This is a genomic window from Streptomyces sp. NPDC046866 (genome assembly GCF_040704625.1).
Lineage (GTDB): Bacteria > Actinomycetota > Actinomycetes > Streptomycetales > Streptomycetaceae > Streptomyces.
Window position 1 is genome coordinate 452309 of record NZ_JBEYXN010000003.1, and the last position, 22757, is coordinate 475065.

General features: G+C 73.1%; 20 protein-coding genes and 1 pseudogene. 10 read left to right on the forward strand and 11 right to left on the reverse strand.

The window, feature by feature from the left end; all coding sequences use genetic code 11:
- Positions 1-138: 138 nt before the first annotated feature.
- The gene (locus AB0953_RS08100; protein ID WP_366858544.1) at positions 139-843 is read right to left on the reverse strand and encodes a SigE family RNA polymerase sigma factor; all 705 of its coding nucleotides are present in this window, start codon (positions 841-843) and stop codon (positions 139-141) included.
- Between the two features lie 205 nt (positions 844-1048).
- Here AB0953_RS08100 and afsQ1 point away from each other — a divergent pair, with 205 nt between their 5' ends.
- From afsQ1 to AB0953_RS08115, 3 genes are read left to right on the forward strand one after another with little or no spacing between them, the layout of a single operon-like run.
- Complete coding sequence (afsQ1, locus tag AB0953_RS08105) at positions 1049-1726, forward strand: two-component system response regulator AfsQ1 (protein ID WP_185117195.1); 678 nt, start codon at positions 1049-1051, stop codon at positions 1724-1726.
- A 53-nt stretch (positions 1727-1779) separates the two neighbouring features.
- The gene (locus AB0953_RS08110) at positions 1780-3222 is read left to right on the forward strand and encodes a HAMP domain-containing sensor histidine kinase (RefSeq protein ID WP_366858621.1); all 1443 of its coding nucleotides are present in this window, start codon (positions 1780-1782) and stop codon (positions 3220-3222) included.
- The gene (locus AB0953_RS08115; RefSeq protein ID WP_366858545.1) at positions 3203-3877 is read left to right on the forward strand and encodes a hypothetical protein; all 675 of its coding nucleotides are present in this window, start codon (positions 3203-3205) and stop codon (positions 3875-3877) included. The genes AB0953_RS08110 and AB0953_RS08115 overlap by 20 nt, the downstream gene beginning before the upstream one ends.
- Before the next feature lie 1175 nt (positions 3878-5052).
- Here the strand turns inward: AB0953_RS08115 and AB0953_RS08120 are convergent.
- The 3 genes from AB0953_RS08120 to AB0953_RS08130 all read right to left on the reverse strand — a co-directional run bounded on the left by AB0953_RS08120 (position 5053) and on the right by AB0953_RS08130 (position 8268).
- Positions 5053-6705 (reverse strand): phospho-sugar mutase, encoded by a 1653-nt coding sequence (locus AB0953_RS08120; protein ID WP_366858546.1) that lies wholly within the window; start codon positions 6703-6705, stop codon positions 5053-5055.
- A gap of 42 nt (positions 6706-6747) precedes the next feature.
- A complete protein-coding gene (locus tag AB0953_RS08125) occupies positions 6748-7554 on the reverse strand; it encodes a purine-nucleoside phosphorylase (RefSeq protein WP_366858547.1) in 807 nt (268 codons plus the stop codon).
- A gap of 276 nt (positions 7555-7830) precedes the next feature.
- A complete protein-coding gene (locus tag AB0953_RS08130; RefSeq protein ID WP_007266087.1) occupies positions 7831-8268 on the reverse strand; it encodes a gamma-glutamylcyclotransferase in 438 nt (145 codons plus the stop codon).
- 233 nt (positions 8269-8501) lie between these two features.
- On the opposite strand from AB0953_RS08130, the gene AB0953_RS08135 reads away from it, so the two are divergent.
- Entirely contained in the window at positions 8502-9941 is a 1440-nt protein-coding gene (locus AB0953_RS08135) for an NAD(P)H-quinone dehydrogenase (RefSeq protein ID WP_366858548.1), read from the forward strand.
- A gap of 197 nt (positions 9942-10138) precedes the next feature.
- Complete coding sequence (locus AB0953_RS08140) at positions 10139-11086, forward strand: DeoR/GlpR family DNA-binding transcription regulator (RefSeq protein ID WP_366858549.1); 948 nt, start codon at positions 10139-10141, stop codon at positions 11084-11086.
- A gap of 109 nt (positions 11087-11195) precedes the next feature.
- On the opposite strand, the gene AB0953_RS08145 is transcribed toward AB0953_RS08140, so the two are convergent.
- The 3 genes and pseudogenes from AB0953_RS08145 to AB0953_RS08155 form a co-directional block, all read right to left on the reverse strand.
- A complete protein-coding gene (locus AB0953_RS08145; RefSeq protein ID WP_366858550.1) occupies positions 11196-11774 on the reverse strand; it encodes an HD domain-containing protein in 579 nt (192 codons plus the stop codon).
- Positions 11775-11785: 11 nt separating this feature from the next.
- Positions 11786-12445: pseudogene (locus AB0953_RS08150) on the reverse strand (transcriptional regulator); the annotation flags it as partial.
- Between the two features lie 377 nt (positions 12446-12822).
- Complete coding sequence (locus AB0953_RS08155) at positions 12823-14586, reverse strand: biotin carboxylase N-terminal domain-containing protein (protein WP_366858551.1); 1764 nt, start codon at positions 14584-14586, stop codon at positions 12823-12825.
- Positions 14587-14956: 370 nt separating this feature from the next.
- Between AB0953_RS08155 and AB0953_RS08160 the strand changes: the two genes are divergently transcribed.
- Entirely contained in the window at positions 14957-15430 is a 474-nt protein-coding gene (locus AB0953_RS08160; RefSeq protein ID WP_366858552.1) for a hypothetical protein, read from the forward strand.
- Here the strand turns inward: AB0953_RS08160 and AB0953_RS08165 are convergent.
- The 4 genes from AB0953_RS08165 to AB0953_RS08180 form a co-directional block, all read right to left on the reverse strand.
- Positions 15411-16034 carry a nucleoside triphosphate pyrophosphatase gene (locus AB0953_RS08165; RefSeq protein ID WP_366858553.1) on the reverse strand — a complete coding sequence of 208 codons (624 nt, stop codon included), beginning with the start codon at positions 16032-16034 and terminating at the stop codon, positions 15411-15413. The two genes, AB0953_RS08160 and AB0953_RS08165, sit on opposite strands and share 20 nt — an antisense overlap.
- Before the next feature lie 21 nt (positions 16035-16055).
- Positions 16056-16187 carry a hypothetical protein gene (locus AB0953_RS08170; RefSeq protein WP_366858554.1) on the reverse strand — a complete coding sequence of 44 codons (132 nt, stop codon included), beginning with the start codon at positions 16185-16187 and terminating at the stop codon, positions 16056-16058.
- A 101-nt stretch (positions 16188-16288) separates the two neighbouring features.
- Complete coding sequence (locus tag AB0953_RS08175) at positions 16289-16501, reverse strand: acyl-CoA carboxylase epsilon subunit (protein ID WP_366858622.1); 213 nt, start codon at positions 16499-16501, stop codon at positions 16289-16291.
- Positions 16502-16521: 20 nt separating this feature from the next.
- Complete coding sequence (locus AB0953_RS08180) at positions 16522-18120, reverse strand: acyl-CoA carboxylase subunit beta (protein ID WP_366858555.1); 1599 nt, start codon at positions 18118-18120, stop codon at positions 16522-16524.
- A 131-nt stretch (positions 18121-18251) separates the two neighbouring features.
- Here AB0953_RS08180 and AB0953_RS08185 point away from each other — a divergent pair, with 131 nt between their 5' ends.
- The 4 genes from AB0953_RS08185 (at position 18252) to AB0953_RS08200 (ending at position 22691) form a co-directional block, all read left to right on the forward strand.
- A complete protein-coding gene (locus AB0953_RS08185; RefSeq protein ID WP_366858556.1) occupies positions 18252-19130 on the forward strand; it encodes a biotin--[acetyl-CoA-carboxylase] ligase in 879 nt (292 codons plus the stop codon).
- Positions 19131-19356: 226 nt separating this feature from the next.
- Complete coding sequence (locus AB0953_RS08190) at positions 19357-20454, forward strand: adenylate/guanylate cyclase domain-containing protein (RefSeq protein WP_366858623.1); 1098 nt, start codon at positions 19357-19359, stop codon at positions 20452-20454.
- A gap of 23 nt (positions 20455-20477) precedes the next feature.
- Positions 20478-21272 (forward strand): enoyl-CoA hydratase-related protein, encoded by a 795-nt coding sequence (locus AB0953_RS08195; protein WP_366858557.1) that lies wholly within the window; start codon positions 20478-20480, stop codon positions 21270-21272.
- 303 nt (positions 21273-21575) lie between these two features.
- On the forward strand, positions 21576-22691 hold the full coding sequence (locus AB0953_RS08200; RefSeq protein ID WP_366858558.1) for a GGDEF domain-containing protein: 1116 nt from the start codon (positions 21576-21578) through the stop codon (positions 22689-22691).
- Positions 22692-22757 lie beyond the last annotated feature (66 nt).

Here is a 22757-nt window from a genome sequence, read left to right on the forward strand (position 1 = left end):
CCCCCCGGGACATCCCCCGCAGCGCATGCGAAGGCGGGACCGTGCGGACCCCCGGCCGCACGATCCCGCCCTCATCCCCCCCAATGGCCCCCGTCCCACCCCCGTAGGACGGGCCCCCCGGCCAGTGGTCTTGTGGTGTTACGCGACGAGCTCCTCGAAGGACTCCGCCTCGTCGCGGCCGAAGCTCAGCACCTCGTCGTCGCGCAGGCGGCGCAGGGAGCGCCAGATGCTCGACTTCACGGTGCCCACGCTGATGCCGAGGATCTCGGCGATCTCCGGGTCGGTGCGGCCCTCGTAGTAGCGCAGCACCAGCATCGTGCGCTGCGGCTCCGGGATGCGGGCCAGCGCCTGCCACAGCACCGCGCGCAGCTCCGTACCCCGCATCGCGTCCGTGTCGGAGGCCGTCTCCGGCAGCTCCTCCGTCGGGTACTCGTTGAGCTTGCGCCGGCGCCAGGCGCTGATGTGCAGGTTCGTCATCGTGCGGCGCAGGTAGCCGCCGACCGCCGCCTTGTCGCTGATGCGGTCCCAGGCCCGGTACGTCGAGAACAGCGCGCTCTGCAGCAGGTCCTCGGCCTCGTACCGGTCGCCGGTCAGGTGGAAGGCCGTCGCGTACAGCGCGGCCCGGCGCTCCTGGACGTACGCGGTGAACTCCGCCTCCGAGGTGGAGGACAGGCGGGGCGCGAGCCGGCCCGGAACCGCGGCCTGGTACGTGTTCGCGTCGATGGCCGCCGTGTGCGCCTGCCGGGGACGGGCGACCGTCACCGATCGGGCACCTGCCCGGCGGTTCACATCGTGCAGCCGCGTGACAACCGCGCTGGTGTTGGTGCTGTGCAGCGTGTTCATCTCGCGCCCCCCGTCGTGGAGTCTGCTTCGGATCCCGCATCCGCTCGGTGCGTTGGTAGAAGCCTGCCCCCCGGACATAACCGGGGTGTCCGCCGACTGTCACAGGCCTGTCACAGCCGCCGCGCCTCAGCCCCCGCGGGCGCCGCCGTGAGATCCCCTCACCCGACGGTCGAACTCCCAACCACCGATGGGACAGAATGAGCCCGTGCCTTTCCTGTTGCTGATCGAGGACGACGACGCCATCCGCACGGCCCTCGAACTCTCCCTGACCCGCCAGGGCCACCGTGTGGCCACCGCGGCGACGGGCGAGGACGGCCTGAAGCTGCTCCGCGAGCAGCGACCGGACCTGATCGTGCTGGACGTGATGCTGCCCGGGATCGACGGCTTCGAGGTGTGCCGGCGCATCCGCCGCACCGACCAGCTGCCGATCATCCTGCTGACCGCGCGCAGCGACGACATCGATGTCGTCGTCGGCCTGGAGTCCGGCGCGGACGACTACGTCGTCAAGCCGGTCCAGGGCCGGGTGCTCGACGCACGCATCCGCGCCGTGCTGCGCCGCGGCGAACGGGAGGCCAGCGACTCCGCGGTCTTCGGCTCCCTCGTCATCGACCGGGCCGCCATGACCGTCACGAAGAACGGCGAGGACCTCCAGCTCACCCCGACCGAGCTGCGGCTGCTGCTCGAGCTCAGCCGGCGGCCCGGGCAGGCCCTGTCCCGCCAGCAGCTGCTGCGGCTGGTGTGGGAGCACGACTACCTCGGCGACTCCCGGCTCGTGGACGCCTGCGTACAGCGCCTGCGGGCCAAGGTCGAGGAGGTCCCCTCCTCGCCCACGCTCATCCGCACCGTACGAGGTGTCGGCTACCGCCTGGACTCGCCGCAGTGATCAAGGCCCTTTTCGCGGGCCGGCGCTGGACCAGCCTGCGGCTGCGGCTCCTGATGGTGTTCTCGCTCGTCGCGCTGACGGCCGCGGTCTCCGCGTCCGGCATCGCCTACTGGCTCAACCGCGAGGCGGTGCTCACCCGCACCCAGGACGCGGCCCTCGGCGACTTCCGCCAGCAGATGCAGAACCGGGCCGCGGCCCTGCCCGCCGACCCCACGCAGGAGGAGCTGCAGCGCACCGCCGAGCTGATGGCCGGCAGCAGCCAGGGCTACAGCGTGCTGCTCGTCGACGAGCGGGCTGACCACCGCACGGTGTTCGGCGCCGCCGGCCCGGGCCCCGGCGCGTTCCGGCTGGAGGACGTACCGGCCTCGCTCCAGCGGGCCGTGAACGACCGCCAGAAGGAGACCTCCGCCAACGACTCCGAGTACCACGTGTACTGGCAGCGGACGAAGCCGCACGGCAACCCGTACCTCGTCGGCGGCACCCGCATCGTCGGCGGCGGGCCGACCGGCTACATGTACAAGAGCCTCGCGCAGGAGCGCGACGACCTCAACGCGCTCGGCTGGTCGCTGACCATCGCGACGGGACTCGCGCTGCTCGGCTCCGCCCTGCTCGCGCAGGGAGCCGCCCGCACGGTCCTCAAGCCCGTACAGCGGCTCGGGGACGCGGCCCGGCGCCTGGGCGAGGGCGAGCTCGACCACCGCCTCGACGTGTCCGGCAACGACGAACTCGCCGACCTGTCGCACACCTTCAACAAGACGGCGGAAGCGCTGGAGAAGAAGGTCGCCGACATGAGCGCCCGCGAGGAGGCCAGCCGGCGCTTCGTCGCGGACATGTCCCACGAACTGCGCACCCCGCTGACCGCGCTGACCGCGGTCGCCGAGGTGCTGGAGGAAGAGGCCGACGACCTCGACCCGATGATCGCCCCGGCGGTGAAGCTCGTCGTGAGCGAGACCCGCCGGCTGAACGACCTGGTGGAGAACCTGATGGAGGTCACCCGCTTCGACGCGGGGACGGCGCGCCTGGTGCTGGACGACGTGGACGTCGCCGACCAGGTGACGGCGTGCATCGACGCGCGGGCCTGGCTCGACGCGGTCGAACTGGACGCGGAGCGGGGCATCGTGGCGCGGCTCGACCCGCGCCGCCTCGACGTCATCCTCGCCAACCTGATCGGCAACGCGCTCAAGCACGGCGGCTCGCCGGTGCGGGTGTCGGTGCGCGTGGACGACGAATGGCTCGTCATCGCGGTGCGCGACAACGGGCCGGGCATCCCCGAGGAAGTCCTCCCGCACGTCTTCGACCGCTTCTACAAGGCGAGCGCGTCCCGCCCCAAGTCCGAGGGCAGCGGCCTCGGCCTGTCCATCGCGGTGGAGAACGCGCACATCCACGGCGGTGAGATCACCGCGGCCAACGCGGAGGGCGGGGGCGCGCTGTTCACGCTGCGGCTCCCGGTGGACGTGGGGAAGGTGATCGCCCGTGGTGGCGCGAACGACGCGTAGGGGCGGCGCTGCCGCCGCCGCGGTGGTGTGGGCCGCGGCCCTGGCGTCCCTGACCGCCGGCTGCGGGATCCGGGCGACCACCGTCCCGGTGGACGTGGGCGCGGCCCCGTCGCGGGTGTCCTGCGACATCCCGGCGCAGCAGGGCGGTACGCAGGGCTTCCGGGCCACCGTGGAACTGGTGTGCGGGTCGCAGCTGGTCGGTGTGGAACGGGTGGTTCCCATAGCCGAGAAGAAGCCGGCCCGGGACCCGGCCGTGCTCGCCGCCGAGGCGCTTCTGGAGGCGCTGGAGCGGGAGCCGTCGCCGGAGGAGCGGGATGCGGGCTTCACCTCCGCGGTGCCGGCCGGCCTGACGGTCGCCGCCGGGCGGACCGGGGACCCGACGGGCACGGTGCGGCTGAGCCGCAAGCCGGAGGACCTGCCGCCCGTGGCACTGTCGCAGGTGGTGTGCACCCTGGCCGGGAGCGAGACCGTCTCGGCCGGACCGGGTCCGGTGGTCCTGGGCGGCCCGGATGCGGACCCGCCGCGGGCCTGGGAGTGCACGGAGGCGGTCCGCCGCCGCCCGGAATCCGTCCCGACCCTGGGCGAACTGGTCCGCCCGTCGACGACGACGCCGCCGTCGGCGTCACCGACGCCGACGCCGACGCCGACGCGCTGAGGGAGTCGGCGCACGGGGGCGGGGTCGGGAGGGGCGGGATTCCGCCCGGTCGGTGTCAGGGAGGTGCTGGGGGCTTCCCGTCAGTCCCATCGTCCTTCCGCGTCGTGACGGCCTGTCAAGGGCGCTCCCTGCGGTCGCGTCGCTACGCGATCGCCTCCGGCGACCCTTGACAGACCGTCCCGCCACGGAAAAAACGAAGAACTGCCGGGAACCCCCCAGAGGAACGGCACGGTCCATCGACAAGGGACGGGCCCGTCAGCGACCAGACGAGGGGTCGGGCCACGGCCCGCCCCCACCACCTCCCGCAAAAACCACCTCCGACGCGCCTCACGCCTCAGATCGCTACGCGCTCCTCCCGGCAAGGCGTCCGCGCCCCGTCTGTGGCTGGTACCCGCACGAGACGACGACCAGCCCGCCCCCGTCTCGGCGTCCGCGGCCCGTCTGTGGCACCCGACTACCGGTCTCGCCGCACATCTCGTCGTCTTCCGGGGGCGGGTGAACGGGTATCAGCCGCAGACGGGGCGCGGACGCCGAGACGGGAGGAGCGCGTAGCGATCTGGGGCGCCTGCCGTTCTGCGTCGACCGTCTCCTCGTCGTTTGGTGCGGGTATCAGCCCCAGACGGGGCGCGGACGCCGAGACGGCAGGAGCGCGTAGCGATCTGTCGCGCTTGGGTGCTCCGCAGGGGGTCTGGTCGGCATTTCGTGCGGGTAGGGCCGCCTTGGCTCGGCTGTTTCAGGGGCCCGGATGCCCGGCGGGCCGTGGCCCGACCCCTCGTCTGGTCGCTGACGGGCCCGTCCCTTGTCCATGGACCGTGCCGTTCCTCTGGGGGGTTCCCGGCAGTTCTTCGTTTTTCCGTGGCGGGACGGTCTGTCAAGGGTCGCCGGAGGCGATCGCGTAGCGACGCGACCGCAGGGAGCGCCCTTGACAGGCCGTCACGACGCGGAAGGACGATGGGACTGACGGGAAGCCCCCAGCACCTCCCTGACACCGCCCGGGCGGAATCCCGCCCCTCCCGACCCCGCCCCCCCGCTGATGCGGCCGCGGAGACGCACGGGAAAGCCCCCGTACGCCAACGGCCCCCGAAGCTGTGGCTTCAGGGGCCGTCGCCGCTTCAGGGGCCGTCGCCGCATCGGCGGCGTCAGGCGGCCGCTGGGCGGTTACCGGGCTGGCGGTGTCAGATGCCCGCCGCCGCTGCCAGGTCCTTCTTGATGGCGTCCAGGATCTCCTGCCCGCGGGCGCGGGCCGGGGCCAGGTCCGCGGCGTCCGCCACCGGGACCACGACCTCCAGGTAGCACTTCAGCTTCGGCTCCGTGCCCGACGGCCGCACGATCACCCGGGCCTTGTAGTCGCCCTCCAGGTAGTAGCGCAGGCCGTCCGTCGGCGGCAGCGTCTCCGTGCCCTGCGTCAGGTCGTCCGCCGCGACCACCCGCAGGCCCGCCAGGGACGCCGGGGGCTCCGCCCGCAGCTGCGCCATGGCGTTCGCGATGACCGACAGGTCCGAGACGCGGACCGACAGCTGGTCCGTGGCGTGCAGGCCGTGGGCCATCGCCAGGTCGTCCAGCAGGTCGGTCAGGGTCCGGCCCTGCTCCTTGAGCTCGGAGGCCAGCTCGGCCACCAGCAGCGCGGCGGTGATGCCGTCCTTGTCGCGGACGCCCTCGGGGTCCACGCAGTAGCCGAGCGCCTCCTCGTACCCGTAGCGCAGGCCGTCGACGCGGGCGATCCACTTGAAGCCCGTGAGGGTCTCCTCGTAGCCGACCCCGGCCGCCTCGGCGATCCGGCCCAGCAGCGAGGAGGAGACGATCGACTCGGCGAAGACGCCGGTCGCACCCTTGTGTACCAGGTGCGCCGCCAGCAGCGCGCCGACCTCGTCGCCGCGCAGCATGCGCCAGCCGCTGCCCTCCGCGGTGGGGACGGCCACCGCGCACCGGTCCGCGTCCGGGTCGTTCGCGATCACGATGTCCGGCTGGACCTCGGCGGCCCTGGCGAAGGCCAGGTCCATCGCGCCCGGCTCCTCCGGGTTCGGGAACGCCACCGTCGGGAAGGCCGGGTCCGGCTCGGCCTGCTCGGCCACGAGCACCGGCTCGGGGAAGCCGTGCCGGGCGAAGGCCGCCAGGACGACGTCCTTGCCGACGCCGTGCATGGCCGTGTAGACGGTGCGCACGCCCCGGGCGGAGCCGGGGCTCAGGACGGCGTCCGTACGGGCCAGGTAGGCCTCCAGGACCTCGTCGCCGAGCTCTTCCCAGCCCGACTCCGGTCGCGGGACGGACGCGAGCGTCGTCACGCGCGCGATCTCGGCGGCGATCTGCGTGTCGGCGGGGGACACGATCTGCGAGCCGTCGCCGAGGTAGACCTTGTAGCCGTTGTCCCGGGGCGGGTTGTGGCTCGCGGTCACCTCGACGCCGGCCACGGCGCCCAGGTGCCGTATGGCGTACGCGAGGACAGGCGTCGGCAGCGGTCGGGGCAGGACGGCCGCGCGGAGCCCGGCACCGGTCATGACGGCGGCGGTGTCGCGGGCGAAGTCGGCCGACTTGTAGCGCGCGTCGTAGCCGATCACGACCAGGCCCCCGGCGCGACCCTGGGCCTTGAGGTACGCGGCGAGGCCCGCCGCGGCCCGGATGACCACGGAGCGGTTCATCCGCATCGGGCCGGCGCCGATCTCGCCGCGCAGCCCTGCGGTGCCGAACTGGAGGGTCCCGGAGAACCGGTCCGCCAGCTCCGCGGTGTCGCCGGCCGCGATGAGCTGCGCCAGCTCGTCCGCGGTCTCCTGGTCGGGGTCCTCGGCCAGCCAGGCCCGGGCCCGGGTGATCAGGTCGTCCTGTTCCTGCACTACTTCCGCCTTGTCTCTCGTACGGTGCCGGTCGCCGGTGCCTCAGATACGGGCGAGGACCTGGGTCAGCAGCTTGCCCATGCGCGCGGCCGAGTCACGGCCGGCCTGGAGCACCTCTTCGTGGTTCAGCGGCTCGCCGGACAGGCCCGCGGCCAGGTTGGTGACCAGGGAGATGCCGAGCACCTCGGCGCCGGCCTCGCGGGCGGCGATGGCCTCCAGCACGGTGGACATGCCGACCAGGTCGGCGCCCATGACGCGGATCATGTTGATCTCGGCCGGGGTCTCGTAGTGCGGGCCGGGGAACTGGACGTAGACGCCCTCTTCGAGGGTCTCGTCGATCTCCTTGCACATCGCGCGCAGACGGGGCGAGTACAGGTCGGTCAGGTCCACGAAGTTCGCGCCGACGATCGGCGAGGTCGCGGTGAGGTTCAGGTGGTCGCTGATCAGGACCGGCTGGCCGGGCTTCATGCCCGCGCGCAGGCCGCCGCAGCCGTTGGTCAGCACGACGGTCTTGCAGCCGGCCGCGACGGCGGTGCGGACGCCGTGGGCGACGGCGGCGACGCCGCGGCCCTCGTAGTAGTGGGTCCGGCCGAGGAAGAGCAGCGCGCGCTTCTCGCCGATCTTGTACGAGCGGATCGTGCCGCCGTGGCCCTCGACGGCGGGGGGCGGGAAGCCGGGCAGCTCGGTGACGGGGAATTCGAACTCGGGGGTGCCGAGGGCCTCGGCCGCGGGGGCCCAGCCGGAGCCCATGACCAGGGCGACGTCGTGGGTCTCGGCGCCGGTCAGCTCCCGCAGACGCGCGGCGGCGGCGTCGGCGGCGGCGTAGGGGTCGGTTACAGATGCGTTCACGCAGACGAGCGTAGCCGCTGATGGCCTACGCGCGTAGATGACGCAGCTCACGGTGTTCGGATCGTTGCCTTGTCGTTTCCGCCGAATCCTCCCGGGGCGCGGCGTACGCGGCCTTGGGCCCCACGCCCGCGACCTGCGAAGACGGCGGGCGGGACGGCCCGCCAGGCGCGTACGGGTGCGCGCGCAGGGCGTGTACGGGGGCGCGCGCGAGGACGTGACGGGGCGCACGTCAGGGCGTACGGGGCCGGTCCGGGCCGTCCGCCGCCGCCCCGCGGCTCAGCAGGGGCGCTTGCGCAGTTCCATCACGTAGTCGTGCGGAGCGCCCGCGGACTCGGCGGCGTCGGCGATCTCACCCAGGTAGCGCGCCGAGGGCAGGCCGCCCTCGTAGCCGTTGAGGACGTAGCACCAGGCCGCCTCCTCGCCGTCCAGGGTGTGGACCCGGATCCGCATCCGGCGGTAGATGTCGAGGCCGACGCCCTCCCACCGGTCCATCGAGTCCTCGTCCAGCGGCGCGATGTCGTACAGGGCGACGAAGACCTGCTGGCGGGGCGCTTCGACGATGGTCGCGAGGGCACCCTCCCAGCCCATCTGCTCGCCGCCGAAGGTCAGCCGCCAGTCGTTGATCCAGCCCGTTCCGCGCAGCGGCGAATGCGGGGCGCGGCGCGTCATCAGCCGCGGGTCGAGGTTGCCGGCGTACGCGGCGTAGAGCGACATGCAGTCGAGGGTACGGGAGGGGTGGCCCCGTACGCGTGCCCGGTGGGCGTACCCCCGGACGGAGTCCTCGCAGGGGACCGGTGGAGGGACGCCCGGAGGGCCGCCGCGGGACCGGGGGAGAAGCACCTTGAAGCGTGCGGGACAATGGAGCACGGAATGCATCCCCCGGGGAGACCCCCCGGAAGCCCCGGCCGGGGCGGCGCTCGGCCGGGTAGACGTGAGGCGGAGTTTTCGTGACCCGGATCGTGATCATCGGCGGCGGACCCGGCGGGTATGAGGCGGCCCTCGTGGGGGCCCAGCTCGGCGCGGAGGTGACCGTCGTCGACTGCGACGGCCTCGGCGGGGCCTCGGTCCTGACCGACTGCGTGCCCTCCAAGACCCTCATCGCGACCGCCGAGGTCATGACGAACTTCGACTCCTCCTACGAGGAGCTCGGCATCGTCGTCGCCGACGACACCCCGCCGATCGAGCAGTCCGCCCGCATCATCGGCGTGGACCTCGGCAAGGTGAACCGGCGCGTCAAGCGCCTCGCGCTCGCCCAGTCGCACGACATCACCGCCTCCGTCACCCGGGCGGGCGCCCGCGTCATCCGCGGCCGCGGGCGGCTCGGCGGCCCGCAGGGCATCGACGGCACCCGCGACGTGATCGTCACGGCCGCCGACGGCACCGAGCAGATCCTCACCGCCGAGTGCGTGCTGATCGCCACCGGCGGCACCCCGCGCGAGATCCCGGACGCGATGCCCGACGGCGAGCGCATCCTGAACTGGACCCAGGTCTACGACCTCGACGAGCTCCCCGAGGAGCTCATCGTGGTCGGCTCCGGCGTCACCGGCGCCGAGTTCGCCGGCGCCTACCAGGCCCTCGGCTCGCGCGTCACCCTGATCTCCTCCCGCGACCGCGTGCTGCCGGGTGAGGACCCGGACGCCGCCGCCGTCCTGGAGGACGTCTTCCGCCGCCGCGGCATGAACGTCGTCGGCCGCTCGCGCGCCGAGTCCGCCAAGCGCGTCGGCGACCGGGTCGAGGTCACCCTCTCCGACGGCCGCGTCATCACCGGCACCCACTGCCTGATGGCGGTCGGCGCCGTCCCGAACACCAAGGGCATGAACCTGGAGGAGTCCGGGGTCAAGCTCAAGGAGTCCGGCCACATCTGGACCGACAAGGTCTCCCGCACCTCCTCGCCCGGCGTCTACGCGGCCGGCGACGTGACGGGCGTCTTCGCCCTCGCCTCGGTGGCGGCCATGCAGGGCCGCATCGCGATGTACCACTTCCTCGGCGACGCGGTGACCCCGCTGAACCTCAAGACCGTCTCCTCGAACGTCTTCACCGACCCCGAGATCGCCACCGTCGGCTACACCCAGGCCGACGTCGACGCCGGCCGGATCGACGCCCGCGTGGTCAAGCTGCCGCTGCTGCGCAACGCGCGCGCGAAGATGCAGGGCATCCGGGACGGCTTCGTGAAGCTGTTCTGCCGCCCCGGCACGGGCATCGTGGTGGGCGGCGTGGTCGTCTCGCCGCGCGCGAGCGAACTGATTCACCCCATCTCGATCGCCGTCGACAACAACCTGACCGTCGAGCAGATCGCAAACGCGTTCACTGTGTACCCCTCGCTGTCCGGTTCGATCGCCGAGGTGGCGCGCCAGCTGCACACCCGGAAGACCGCCGCCGAGGCCTGATCCCGGCCGGTCCGCCGGCAACCTTCCTGCTGGCCATGCCAGTTGGGGAGCGATGCCGGCGGACGGCGGGCGCGTGGCGGGATGTTCACGTCCCCGCCCCGCCGCGTATACCACTAAGCACCCCGCCTTATGGACAACTTCGGTATTCCGGCGCAAGGAGCTGAAACCAGACGGTCGCCCGGGTTACTGTCAGTTTCGTGTTCGCTGCAGAACGTCGCCAGTTGATTCTCGAAATGGTGCGGGCCAACGGAGCGGTGTCGCTCCGGGAGCTCGCCCGCGTCGTCCAGACCTCCGAAGTGACCGTACGGCGGGACGTGCGGGCGCTGGAGGCCGAAGGACTCCTCGACCGCCGGCACGGCGGTGCGGTACTGCCCGGAGGTTTCACGCGGGAATCCGGGTTTCCGCAAAAGTCCCATCTCGCGACGGCGGAGAAGACCGCCATCGCCGACGTCGCGGCGGGCCTCGTGGAGGAAGGCGAGGCCGTCGTCGTCGGCGCGGGCACCACGACCCAGGAGCTGGCCCGACGGCTGGCCCGGGTGCCGGGCCTGACCGTCGTGACCAACTCCCTGCTGGTCGCCCAGGCGCTGGCCCACGCCAACCGCGTCGAAGTCGTCATGACCGGAGGCACCCTGCGCGGCTCGAACTACGCCCTGGTCGGCAGCGGCGCGGAACAGTCCCTGCAGGGCCTGAGGGTCTCGCGCGCCTTCCTGTCGGGCAGCGGCCTGACGGCGGAGCGCGGCCTGTCCACGTCGAACATGCTCTCCGCGAGCGTGGACCGGGCACTGGTCCAGGCGGCGGCGGAGGTGGTGGTCCTGGCGGACCACACCAAGCTCGGCACGGACACCATGTTCCAGACGGTCCCGACGGACGTGATGACCCGCCTGGTGACGGACGAGCCCCCCGCCCACGACGACCGCGCCGCCACGGAGCTCCAGGCCCTCGCCGACCAAGGCGTCCAGATCACCGTGGCGGGCACCGCCTCCACCGGCCCGCTGGACGCGGTCCAGGGCCGCCGCCCGCGCCGCGAGGCCCCCCTCCCGGTCCAGCGCCGCGGCACCCCGGCCCCCCAACTCCGCAGCGCCCCCGCGTCCCTCCTGGACCCCCCACAGGACCGCCCCCGAGTAGCGGACCTCCGCCGCCGTTAGCAGCGAAGTGCCCCCTCGCCGGCCTGCGGTCCGGAGAAGGGGCGCTTTCGCGGCTCAGGGGTCAGGCGTCAGGGGTCAGGCGCAGGGGTCAGGCGTCAGGGGTCAGGAGTCAGGCCTGCTCGCCGAGGGCGCTCCGCAGCCAGTCCAGCGGGCCCTGACCGAGGAGCTCATCAGCCAGCCGGCGTCCGGTCTCCGTCGTCAGCCGGGCCCTGCTGTTGTCGATCCACCGCTGCGCGCTCTCGTACCCCTGGGCCTTGTACTCGATGCCCTGGAGCATGCACTCCAGCTTGTCGGCGTCCCGGGCGCAGACGGCCTCCGGCGAGTCCTTGGCTTCGTACTCGGCGACGAGGTCCTGAATCGCCGATGCGAGCAGCTCCGGCATGCCGGCGGTCTGGTCGGCCGTGACCGCCACCGGGTCGGCGCTCGTCGCGTACTTCTTCCCCAAGTAGTTCACGTCGCCCGTGCGGGTCTCCTGGGTGTCGTGCCAGACCGCCAGGAACGCCGCCCGTGCGGGGTCGGCGCCTTCGAGCTTCGCGATGATCGATGCGATCAGGGACGTGCGCCAGGAGTGCTCGGCGACACTCTCGGGGTTGCCGATCCCGGCCATCCACCAGCCCGTGCGGCGTGTGTGCTTGAGCGTCCCCGCTTCGTAGAGGAAGCGGGCCACCGCGGACAGGTCGTCAGCCACTGGTCTCTCCTTCACGCCTCGGCGAGGCGGATCGCGTACCGGATGCCTTCCAGCTCTCGACGCGCGCGTGTCGAAGGCTCAGAGCCATCCAACAGCACCGGCAGCCGGTCCCGCAGCGCGGAGCGTGCGGCGGACGGTACGCGCAGGAGGGTGGGGCGCGCGGCGAGGAGGGCCCAGAGGGTGTGGACGTTCAGGTCGAAGAACCCCTGGTGAGGCACGAGTCCCGCGGTCAGGTGCTGGAGCAGTCTCTGTCCGTGCCAGCCGCCCTTGACGGGCGAGGCGATGAAGTCGTCCGAGAGCTGAGGGTGCGGGCTCTCGCCGATCCAGTACGCCCAGTAGTTCAGGTTGGCGGCCTCGCCAGCGTCGTCGGCGAGCGTGGAGGAGATGAAGTGCCGCATGCGGTCCCGGTCGCCTTGCCGGGCGGCGACGGTCGCGACGGAACGGGCAGTGAGCCACTGGGTGAGCCAGTTCTCCGGCCGTTCCGCAGCCTGCTGCCGGGCGAGCCACTCCGCGGCGTCGGGTGCCGTGTCGTACCCGGCCAGGTAGAGGGCCTGGCGGCGCAGGAGAAACCGGTCGGGCCCGGCCTCCTCGGCGGTCCGGCGCATCCGCCGGAAGAAGCGGCGCCGCTCGTCGGCCGACAGTTCGGGCCCGTTGGGCACGGGGCCGCGCCGCGGCCCGGCGGGCCCTTCGGCCGCGCGCACCGGGCGGCGTCTGCCGGCGGACCTCTCTGCCGTGCCCGTCGTGCGACGAGGCCGCCCCGCTGGTGCAGCGCTACGGCACCACCATGGTGCACTGCCCTGCCTGCAGATTCGGCTGGGGCCTCCAGCACGACCCGGTCCGCTGCTGGGAGCGGATCCCCCTTTGAAACCCCTGCCGGACCCCACCCGGCTGGGGCGCAGCCTCGGCCGGTGCGGGGACCCGGGCTCGGGGCGGACGGCGCCTGGGGCAGCGCTCGACCGGCTCCGGACGGAGGCTGCCGGCCGGGCTCGGGAACGCCGAACGCCGGCGGCTGGGGGTCCAGCCGCCGGCGTTCGGGGGGTTCGGGGGGTCAGTCCTTGATCTCGCAGATCGTGGCGCCCGAGGTGAGGGAGGCGCCGACCTCGGCCGTCAGGCCGACGATGGTGCCCGAGCGGTGGGCGTTCAGCGGCTGCTCCATCTTCATGGCCTCCAGCACGACGACGAGGTCACCCTCGTTGACCTGCTGGCCCTCCTCGACCGCGACCTTGACGATCGTGCCCTGCATCGGCGAGGCCAGGGTGTCGCCGGAGGCGGCCGGGCCGGACTTCTTCGCCGCGCGGCGCTTCGGCTTGGCGCCGCCCGCCGCGGCCGTACGGGCCAGGGTCATGCCCAGGGAGGACGGCAGGGAGACCTCGAGGCGCTTGCCGCCGACCTCGACGACGACCGTCTCGCGGCCCGGCTCCTCCTCGGCCTCCTCCGCGGCGGGGGCGGTGAAGGCCGGGATCTCGTTGACGAACTCCGTCTCGATCCAGCGCGTGTGGACCTTGAACGGGGTGCCGTCGGTCGGGGCGAACGCCGGGTCCGTCACGACCGCGCGGTGGAACGGGATGGCCGTGGCCATGCCCTCGACCTCGAACTCGGCCAGGGCGCGGGCCGCGCGCTGCAGGGCCTGCTCACGGGTGGCGCCCGTCACGATCAGCTTGGCCAGCAGCGAGTCCCAGGCCGGGCCGATGACCGAGCCGGACTCCACGCCCGCGTCCAGGCGGACACCGGGGCCGGAGGGCGCGTTGAACTTGGTGACGGTGCCGGGGGCGGGCAGGAAGTTGCGGCCCGGGTCCTCGCCGTTGATGCGGAACTCGAAGGAGTGGCCGCGCAGCACCGGGTCGCCGTAGCCGAGCTCCTCGCCGTCGGCGATGCGGAACATCTCGCGCACCAGGTCGATGCCGGAGACCTCCTCGGTCACCGGGTGCTCGACCTGCAGGCGGGTGTTGACCTCGAGGAAGGAGATCGTCCCGTCGAGGCCGACCAGGAACTCGACCGTGCCGGCGCCGACGTAGCCGGCCTCCTTCAGGATCGCCTTCGAGGCGGCGTACAGCTCGGCGTTCTGCTCCGCGGAGAGGAACGGCGCCGGGGCCTCCTCGACCAGCTTCTGGTGGCGGCGCTGCAGCGAGCAGTCACGGGTGGAGACGACGACCACGTTGCCGTGGGAGTCGGCGAGGCACTGGGTCTCGACGTGCCGCGGCTTGTCGAGGTAGCGCTCGACGAAGCACTCGCCGCGCCCGAAGGCGGCGACCGCCTCGCGCACCGCGGAGTCGTAGAGCTCCGGCACCTCCTCCAGGGTGCGGGCGACCTTCAGGCCGCGGCCGCCGCCGCCGAAGGCGGCCTTGATCGCGATCGGCAGGCCGTGCTCCTTGGCGAAGGCGACGACCTCCTCGGCGCCCGAGACCGGGTCCGGGGTGCCGGCGACCAGCGGGGCGCCGGCGCGCTGCGCGATGTGGCGGGCGGCGACCTTGTCGCCGAGGTCGCGGATGGCCTGCGGCGGCGGGCCGATCCAGGTCAGGCCCGCGTCGATGACGGCCTGCGCGAATTCGGCGTTCTCGGAGAGGAAGCCGTATCCGGGGTGGATCGCGTCCGCGCCGGAATCGGCGGCGGCCTGCAGGACCTTGGAGATGTCCAGGTAGCTGGTGGCCGGGGTGTCACCGCCCAACGCGAAAGCTTCGTCGGCCGCGCGGACGTGCAGGGCGTCCCGGTCCGGATCGGCGTAGACGGCTACGCTCCCGATTCCGGCATCCCGGCAGGCCCGAGCAACGCGGACAGCGATTTCGCCACGGTTGGCGATGAGCACCTTGCGCACGATGGCTCCCTCCTTGAAACAAGCTGAGTTTAGGGACTGCCCACACGGCCTTTCGACCCTTCCCTAGAGGTGACCTTGCCCACACGGAGTGTGATTCGAGTCCGCCTCGATCGAGGAAAGGCCAAGTGGCGCCCCAGGTCAGGGGGATCCCCGACTGCACAGTAACCCCGTCAGGTAGCCACGGTCTCTGTGCGGCAGGTCAGCGGCCCCCGGCGATTCTTTGTCGATTCCCTACGAACGGCCCACACATTCTTTGCGGGATCGCCGGTCGGGGCACCCCCTATAACGAAGCGGTGCACACCCCTTGTCCATAGGTTTACCGGTTAGTAGCCTCCACGACGTCGAACACGCGTGGGAGGGGTGTGGCCTCGTGGACGTCGTGCTGCGCAGGGCCGTGGCGGGGCTGGCTGCGGCCGTGGTCGCCGCCGAGGCGCTGCTGCTCGGCCTCGTGCACTTCGTGCTGGGCCGGACCACCCGCAACCAGTCGATGTCCATCGCCGGCGCCGATCCGGATGTCATGTCCATGGCTACCTACGCCCTGGGCGCCGGCATCGCCGCGTTCCTGCTCCTGTGCGCCGTCCTGCTCGCCGTCACCGCCGTACGGGACCGGCCGCCCCGCGGCTTCGCCCGCGTCGTGGTCGTCTCCGCCGCCGTCACCCACGGGGTGCTCGGCGCCCTGGCCGCCGCCCTGGTCGGCTGGGGCGCCTTCGCCGCGACGATGCTGATCCTCTGCCTGCTGGTGCTGACCCTGGTGCTCCACGCGGGCGAAGGCACGGCGGGCGAAGGCACTGCCGCTGAAGGCACGGCGGGCGAAGGGAATTGGCTCAAGCCCACAAGTCCGTGATGGACACGCCCAGTTCCCCCAGCAGCGAGCGCAGCAGCGGCATTGACAGCCCGATGACGTTGCCGTGGTCGCCGTCGATGCCCTCGATGAACGGGGCCGACAGCCCGTCCAGGGTGAACGCCCCGGCCACGTGCAGCGGCTCGCCGCTCGCCACGTAGGCCGCCACCTCCGCGTCGCTCGGCTCGCCGAAGCGGACCGTGGTCGAGGCCGTGGCCGAAACCCGCCGCCCCGTCGCCGTGTCGATCACGCAGTGCCCCGTGCGCAGCACGCCGGCCCGCCCCCGCATCGCCTTCCAGCGGGCCGTGGCCTCGTCGGCGTCCGCCGGCTTGCCCAGCGCCTCGCCGTCGAGCTCCAGCACCGAGTCGCAGCCGATCACCAGGGCGCCCGCGGCCTCGTCCAGGGCCGCCACGACCGCCGCCTTGGCCTCGGCCAGTGCCAGCGCCAGCTCGGCCGGGGAGTCCGCGGTGACGGAGTCCTCGTCGAAGTTGCTGACGATCACGTGCGGCGCCAGCCCGGCCTGCCGCAGCAGGTTCAGCCGGGCGGGGGAGGCGGAGGCGAGGACGAGCGCGCGGGCGGGGGCCTGGGCGGCCTGGGCAGCAGTCATGCCCGCCATCGTAGGCGCGGATCAGTGGCCCACGCCCAGGACGTAGACGACCACCACCATCGCGAGCACGACCACCACGGTCATCCGCCGGACCATCGCCTGCGCGTCGCGCATGGCCTTCGGCGGCTCGTTCTCAGGGTCTGACCACAGCATGCCCCGATCCTGGCCCCGGGCACGGCCGCGGCGCCTGAGTACGGGTACTCAGGCGCCGCGGTGCTTTCACGCCGTCTTCGGAGCCCGGGCCGGCTCCGGGATCAGCTCTGGCCGGGCCAGTACGTACGGGCCCACGCCCGGGGCCCCGGCTGCGGCAGCGTCCGCCGCGCCACGCGGCCCGGGGCCGCCCACGCGTCGGCCGGCCGGGGCGCGCCCGACGGTGCCGAGGCCAGCACCGCCGCGCGCGCTTGGACCACCGCCAGTGCGGCGGCCAGCTCCTCCGGGGTCGGGTTCCCCTTGACGACCTTGATCACCACAGGACTGTCCTCCCGGACTAGAGGGGGATGTTGCCGTGCTTCTTCGGCGGGAGGGACTCCCGCTTGGTGCGCAGCTGCCGCAGGCCCTTGACGATGTGCGCCCGGGTCTCCGACGGCATGCTCACCGCGTCGATGTAGCCGCGCTCGGCAGCGGTGTACGGGTTGAGCAGCGTGTCCTCGTACTCGGCGATGAGCCGGGCCCGCACGGCCTCGACGTCCTCGCCGGCGGCCTCCGCCTCGGCGAGGGTGCGCCGGTGCAGGATGTTGACCGCGCCCTGCGCGCCCATGACGGCGATCTGGGCGGTCGGCCAGGCCAGGTTGAGGTCGGCGCCGAGGTGCTTGGAGCCCATCACGTCGTAGGCGCCGCCGAAGGCCTTGCGGGTGATGACGGTGATCAGCGGGACGGTGGCCTCGGCGTAGGCGTAGATCAGCTTCGCGCCGCGCCGGATGATGCCGTTGTACTCCTGGTCCGTGCCCGGCAGGAAGCCCGGCACGTCCACGAACGTCAGCACCGGGATGTTGAAGGCGTCGCAGGTCCGCACGAAGCGGGCGGCCTTCTCGGAGGCGTTGATGTCCAGGCAGCCGGCGAACTGCATCGGCTGGTTCGCGACGATGCCGACCGGGTGGCCCTCGACGCGGCCGAAGCCCGTGAGGATGTTCGGGGCGAACATCGACTGCGTCTCGAGGAACTCGCCGTCGTCGAGGACGTGCTCGATCACCGTGTGCATGTCGTACGGCTGGTTCGCGCTGTCCGGGATCAGGACGTCGAGCTCGCGGTCCGCGTCGGTGACCTCGGTGTCGGCCTCCTCCGGGAAGGCCGGCGGCTCCGAGAGGTTGTTCGACGGCAGGTAGGCCAGCAGGGACTTGACGTACTCGATGGCGTCCTTCTCGTCCCCGGCCATGTGGTGGGCCACGCCCGAGGTGGAGTTGTGGGTGCGGGCGCCGCCCAGCTCCTCGAAGCCGACGTCCTCGCCGGTGACCGTCTTGATGACGTCCGGGCCGGTGATGAACATGTGCGAGGTCTGGTCGACCATGACCGTGAAGTCGGTGATGGCCGGGGAGTACACGGCGCCGCCCGCGCAGGGGCCCACGATCAGGCTGATCTGCGGGATCACGCCGGAGGCGTGCACGTTGCGGCGGAAGATCTCGCCGTACATGCCGAGGGCGCTGACGCCCTCCTGGATGCGGGCGCCGCCGGAGTCGTTGATGCCGACGAGCGGGCAGCCGGTCTTCAGCGCGAAGTCCATCACCTTCATGATCTTCTGGCCGTAGACCTCGCCGAGGGCCCCGCCGAAGACGGTGAAGTCCTGCGAGAAGACCGCCACCGGGCGGCCGTCGACCGTGCCGTAGCCGGTGACGACGCCGTCGCCGTAGGGGCGGGTCTTCTCCAGGCCGAAGTTGGTGGAGCGGTGCCGGGCGAACTCGTCCAGCTCCACGAAAGAGCCCTCGTCCAGCAGCAGGGCCACCCGCTCGCGCGCCGTCAGCTTGCCCTTGGCGTGCTGCTTCTCCACGGCCCGCGCGGACCCGGCGTGGGTGGCTTCGTCGATACGGCGCTGCAGATCCGCGATCTTCCCCGCGGTGGTGTGGATGTCGATCGGCTCTGACGGTTGTGACATCGGGGTCGCGGCTCCCTGTGTGGTGTCAACTGCCTGGTTAATTGATTGACTACTGCTGGCTACTGGTGCGTAGCGTATCGGCGGGCATGGCGCTCGGCAGTGCGGCGTTTGACACACCTACTCTGGCTTGCATGACGCCATCCGATGCTTCAGGAGAGGCTTCCGCCGGAGCCTCCGCGAGCCGCTGGTCCGACCTCGACCGGCCGCCGCTCAACAGCGCCGCACTGCAGAGGTCCCTCGTCACCGGCCAAGGGCTGTGGACCTCCCTGGAGGTCGTCCCCGCCACCGGCTCCACCAACACCGATCTCGCCGCCCGGGCCGCCGCGCTGCCCGAGGGGGCCGTGCTCGTCGCCGAGGAGCAGACCGCGGGGCGCGGGCGGCTGGACCGCAGCTGGGTCGCGCCCGCCCGGTCCGGGCTGTTCTTCTCCGTGCTGTTCAAGCCGGGCGAGGCGGTGCCGCAGGAGCGGTGGGGCTGGCTGACCCTGCTGGCCGGGGTGGCCGCGGCGGCCGGGATCTCGCGCGCGGCCGGCGTGGACACCGCCCTCAAGTGGCCCAACGACCTGCTGGTCACCGTGGAGGGCCAGGAGCGCAAGGCCGGCGGCATCCTCGCCGAGCGCGTCGCCGACGGCGTGGTCATCGGGATCGGGCTCAACGTCAGCCTGACCGAGCAGGAGCTGCCCGTCCCCGAGGCCGGCTCGCTGCTCCTCGCGAAGGCCGCCGTGACCGACCGCGAGCCCCTGCTGAAGGCCGTACTGCGCTCCCTGGAGCAGTGGTACGGCACCTGGCGCGAGGCCGGCGGCGATCCGGCCGCCAGCGGCCTGCAGGAGGCGTACGCGGCGGAGTGCTCCACCCTCGGCCGGCACGTACGGGCCGAGCTGCCCGGCGGGCGCACGCTCACCGGAACGGCCGAAGCCGTGGACGCGGACGGGCGGCTCGTCGTACGCACCGCCGACGACGCCCACGAGGCCGTCGGAGCCGGTGACGTGGTGCACCTCCGCCCCGTCCGCTAGCGGCGGCGCCCCGGGCTTCGGGACCGGCCCGGGGCCCCGCGGCGGACGGAGCCGACGGGTGTGGGGAGTGAGCTACGGCACACCTGCCGTATGGTTTAGGCGATCCCGGTCCTCACGGCGATCACCGGTTCGCCAGGGCAGTGCGCACGGAATGGACAGGAGGCGGCCCTTGACCGTCGACGACTCAAAGTCCAGCGCGTCCGCCCACGGGCCCGGCGGCCCCGGCATGCCGATCGGGCGCGACCAGCACACCCCGCACCACGAGGTGGACCACACGGCCCAGCCGACGGCGGACCCGCTCGCCATCCGGCTGGAGCAGCTGATCCTCGGTGCGGAGCGCCGGTACACGCCGTTCCAGGCCGCCCGCAGCGCCGGCGTGTCCATGGAGCTCGCCTCCCGTTTCTGGCGGGCCATGGGCTTCGCCGACATCGGCCAGGCCCGCGCCCTGACGGAGGCGGACGTCCTGGCGCTGCGCCGGCTCGCGGGCCTGGTGGAGGCCGGGCTGCTGAGCGAGCCGATGGCGGTGCAGGTGGCCCGGTCCACCGGGCAGACCACCGCCCGGCTGGCCGAATGGCAGATCGATTCCTTCCTGGAGGGGCTGACCGAGCCGCCGGAGCCGGGCATGACCCGGACGGAGGTCACGTACCCGCTGGTGGAGCTGCTGCTGCCGGAGCTGGAGGAGTTCCTCGTCTACGTGTGGCGGCGGCAGCTCGCGGCCGCCACCGGGCGGGTGGTGCAGGCCGCGGACGACGAGGAGATGGTCGACCGGCGCCTGGCCGTCGGCTTCGCCGACCTGGTGGGCTTCACCCGGCTCACCCGCCGCCTGGAGGAGGAGCAGCTCGGCGAGCTGGTCGAGTCCTTCGAGACCACCTCCGCGGACCTGGTCGCCGCGCACGGCGGCCGGCTGATCAAGACGCTCGGCGACGAGGTGCTCTACGTCGCGGACGACGCGGCGACGGCGGCCGAGATCGCGCTGCGGCTGATCGAGACGATGGAGGCCGACCCCCAGATGCCGGAGCTGCGCGTCGGCATCGCCTTCGGGACCGTGACGACCCGGATGGGCGACGTCTTCGGCACCACGGTCAACCTCGCCAGCCGCCTGACCTCCATAGCCCCGAAGGACGCGGTGCTGGTCGACGGGGCGATGGCCGAGGAGCTGGGCCGCACCGGCGCGGCCCCGGTGTCGGAGAAGGACGCCGAGGCCGAGGAGGGCGGCCGCGCGTACCGCTTCGCGCTCCAGCCGATGTGGCAGCGGCCGGTGCGCGGACTGGGCGTCGTGGAGCCCTGGTCGCTGACGCGGCGGAAGCCTAAGATCCCGGGGTAACGTTCGTTAACCGGGAGGGTCCTGTGTCGGTGGAGTCGGAGTTCGTCAGCGTACGTCGGCACGGGGAGGACGGGGTCGTCGAGCTGGCCCTGGACCGGCCCAAGGCGATGAACGCGGTGTCCACGGACATGGCGCGCGCGATCGGCGCGGCCTGCGCGGAGCTGGCGGCGGACGCCTCGGTGCGGGTCGTGGTGCTCACCTCGACCGCGGAGCGGGCCTTCTGCGTCGGCGCGGACCTCAAGGAGCGCAACTCCTTCTCCGACGCCGAGCTGCTGCGCCAGCGGCCCACCACGCGCGGTGCGTACGGGGGCGTGCTGGAGCTGCCGATGCCGACGATCGCGGCGGTCCACGGCTTCGCCCTCGGCGGCGGCTTCGAGCTGGCCCTGGCCTGCGACGTCATCGTGGCGGACGAGACGGCCGTGGTCGGCCTGCCCGAGGTGTCCGTCGGCGTGATCCCCGGCGGCGGCGGCACGCAGCTGCTGCCGCGGCGCGTGGGTGCGGCCCGCGCGGCCGAGCTGATCTTCACGGCGCGCCGGGTGGAGGCGGCCGAGGCGCTGTCCCTGGGCCTGGTGGACTCGGTGGTCCCGGCGGGCGCCGACCGGGACGAGGCGCTCGCGCTGGCCGCCCGGATGGCGGCGAACTCCCCGGTGGGACTGCGGGCGGCCAAGCGGGCGCTGCGGCTGGGGCACGGCATGGACCTCGTGGCCGGCCTGGAGATCGAGGACGCCGCGTGGCGCACGGTGGCGTTCTCCGGCGACCGGGCGGAGGGCGTGGCCGCCTTCAACGAAAAGCGCCGCCCGAACTGGCCGGGGATCTGACCCCGGTCCCCGTTTCCGTGCGCTTCGCGCCCGGTGCGCTCAAACGCCGCGCGGGCTTGATCAGCCCGGCCGGCGCGTGAGGCGCGGGGTCCGGGGCGGAGCCCCAGGCGGGGTGCGGGGCGCGGCCCCGCAGCGGGGGCCGGGGCCGCAGGACCCGGTTTCGGGAAGGGGCGGGGGCGGGGAGGGGAAACGGCTCCGCGCAGCGGAACAGCGGCAGCGGAAGCGTCACGGCGGCGGCAGCGCACCCGCGCCGGCCCTCGCCCCCCCGTCACAAAATCTGGCAAAACTCCCTAACCTGGGGTGATGGGAGTCGACGGACGGCTGCGAGCCGTCGTGGGCCTGGCCCAGGCCATGGCCGCCGCGGTCGCACCGCGGGACAGCGTGCGGGCGGCCGCGCGCGGGGCCCGCCTGGCGATGGACGGCTCGTTCGCCGCCATCTCCGCCTGGGAGCGTGAGCGGGGCCGGCTGCGGGTCCTCGTCAACGAGGGCGAGCGCCGCGCCGACGAGGCCGAGTTCCCCGAGGACGAGTCCTACCCCGTGCACGACTATCCCGAGATCACCGAGTTCCTGCACGAGCGCTGGGCGGGCGGCGCAGGCCCGCACGCCTGGGTCGAGAGCGCCGGCGGCGGCCGGCCCGGGCGGCGCGGCGAGCAGCTGCGCCGCCGCGGGCGCGGGACCTGCGTCGTCGCGCCCGTGGTGCTCAGCGGCCGGGCCTGGGGCGAGTTGTACGTGGCCCGCGACGACGGGCTGCCCGACTTCGACGAGGACGACGCGGAGTTCGCGGCCGTCCTGGCCGCCGTCATCGCCGCCGGGCTGGCGCAGAACGACCGCCTGGAGGAGGCCCGGCGGCTCGCCTTCACCGACCCGCTGACCGGCCTGGCCAACCGGCGCGCCGTCGACATGCGGCTCGACGAGGCCTTGGAGGAGCACCGCCGGGCCGGGGCCGTCGTCAGCCTGGTCATGTGCGACCTCAACGGCCTCAAGCAGGTCAACGACACCCTCGGCCACGCCACCGGCGACCGGCTGCTGGAGCGCTTCGGGTCGGTGCTCAGCCTGTGCGGGGCCATGCTGCCCGGCGCGCTCGCCGCCCGGCTCGGCGGCGACGAGTTCTGCCTGCTGAGCGTGGGGCCCGCGGCCGACGAGGTGGTGCGGGTGACCGAGGAGCTGTGCCGCCGGGCCGCCGAGCTGGAGCTGGGCGAGGGCGTGGCCTGCGGGGTCGCCTCGACCGGGGACCCGATCGGCCCGGTGAAGTCCTCCCGGCGGCTGTTCCGGCTGGCCGATGCCGCCCAGTACAAGGCCAAGGCGGCCCGCTCGGGGGGTCCCGTCGTCGCCGGCCGGGACAGCGCCGTGGTGCGCCTGGCCGACGCCGCGCAGCAGGAGGCGCCGGGCGAGCGGCGCCGCTTCCGTGGCCGGGCGTAGGCGTGCGGGGGCGGCGGCTGCGCTGCGTAACAGGCGCTCGTGAAAGTCGCTAGTGACATGAAGCGA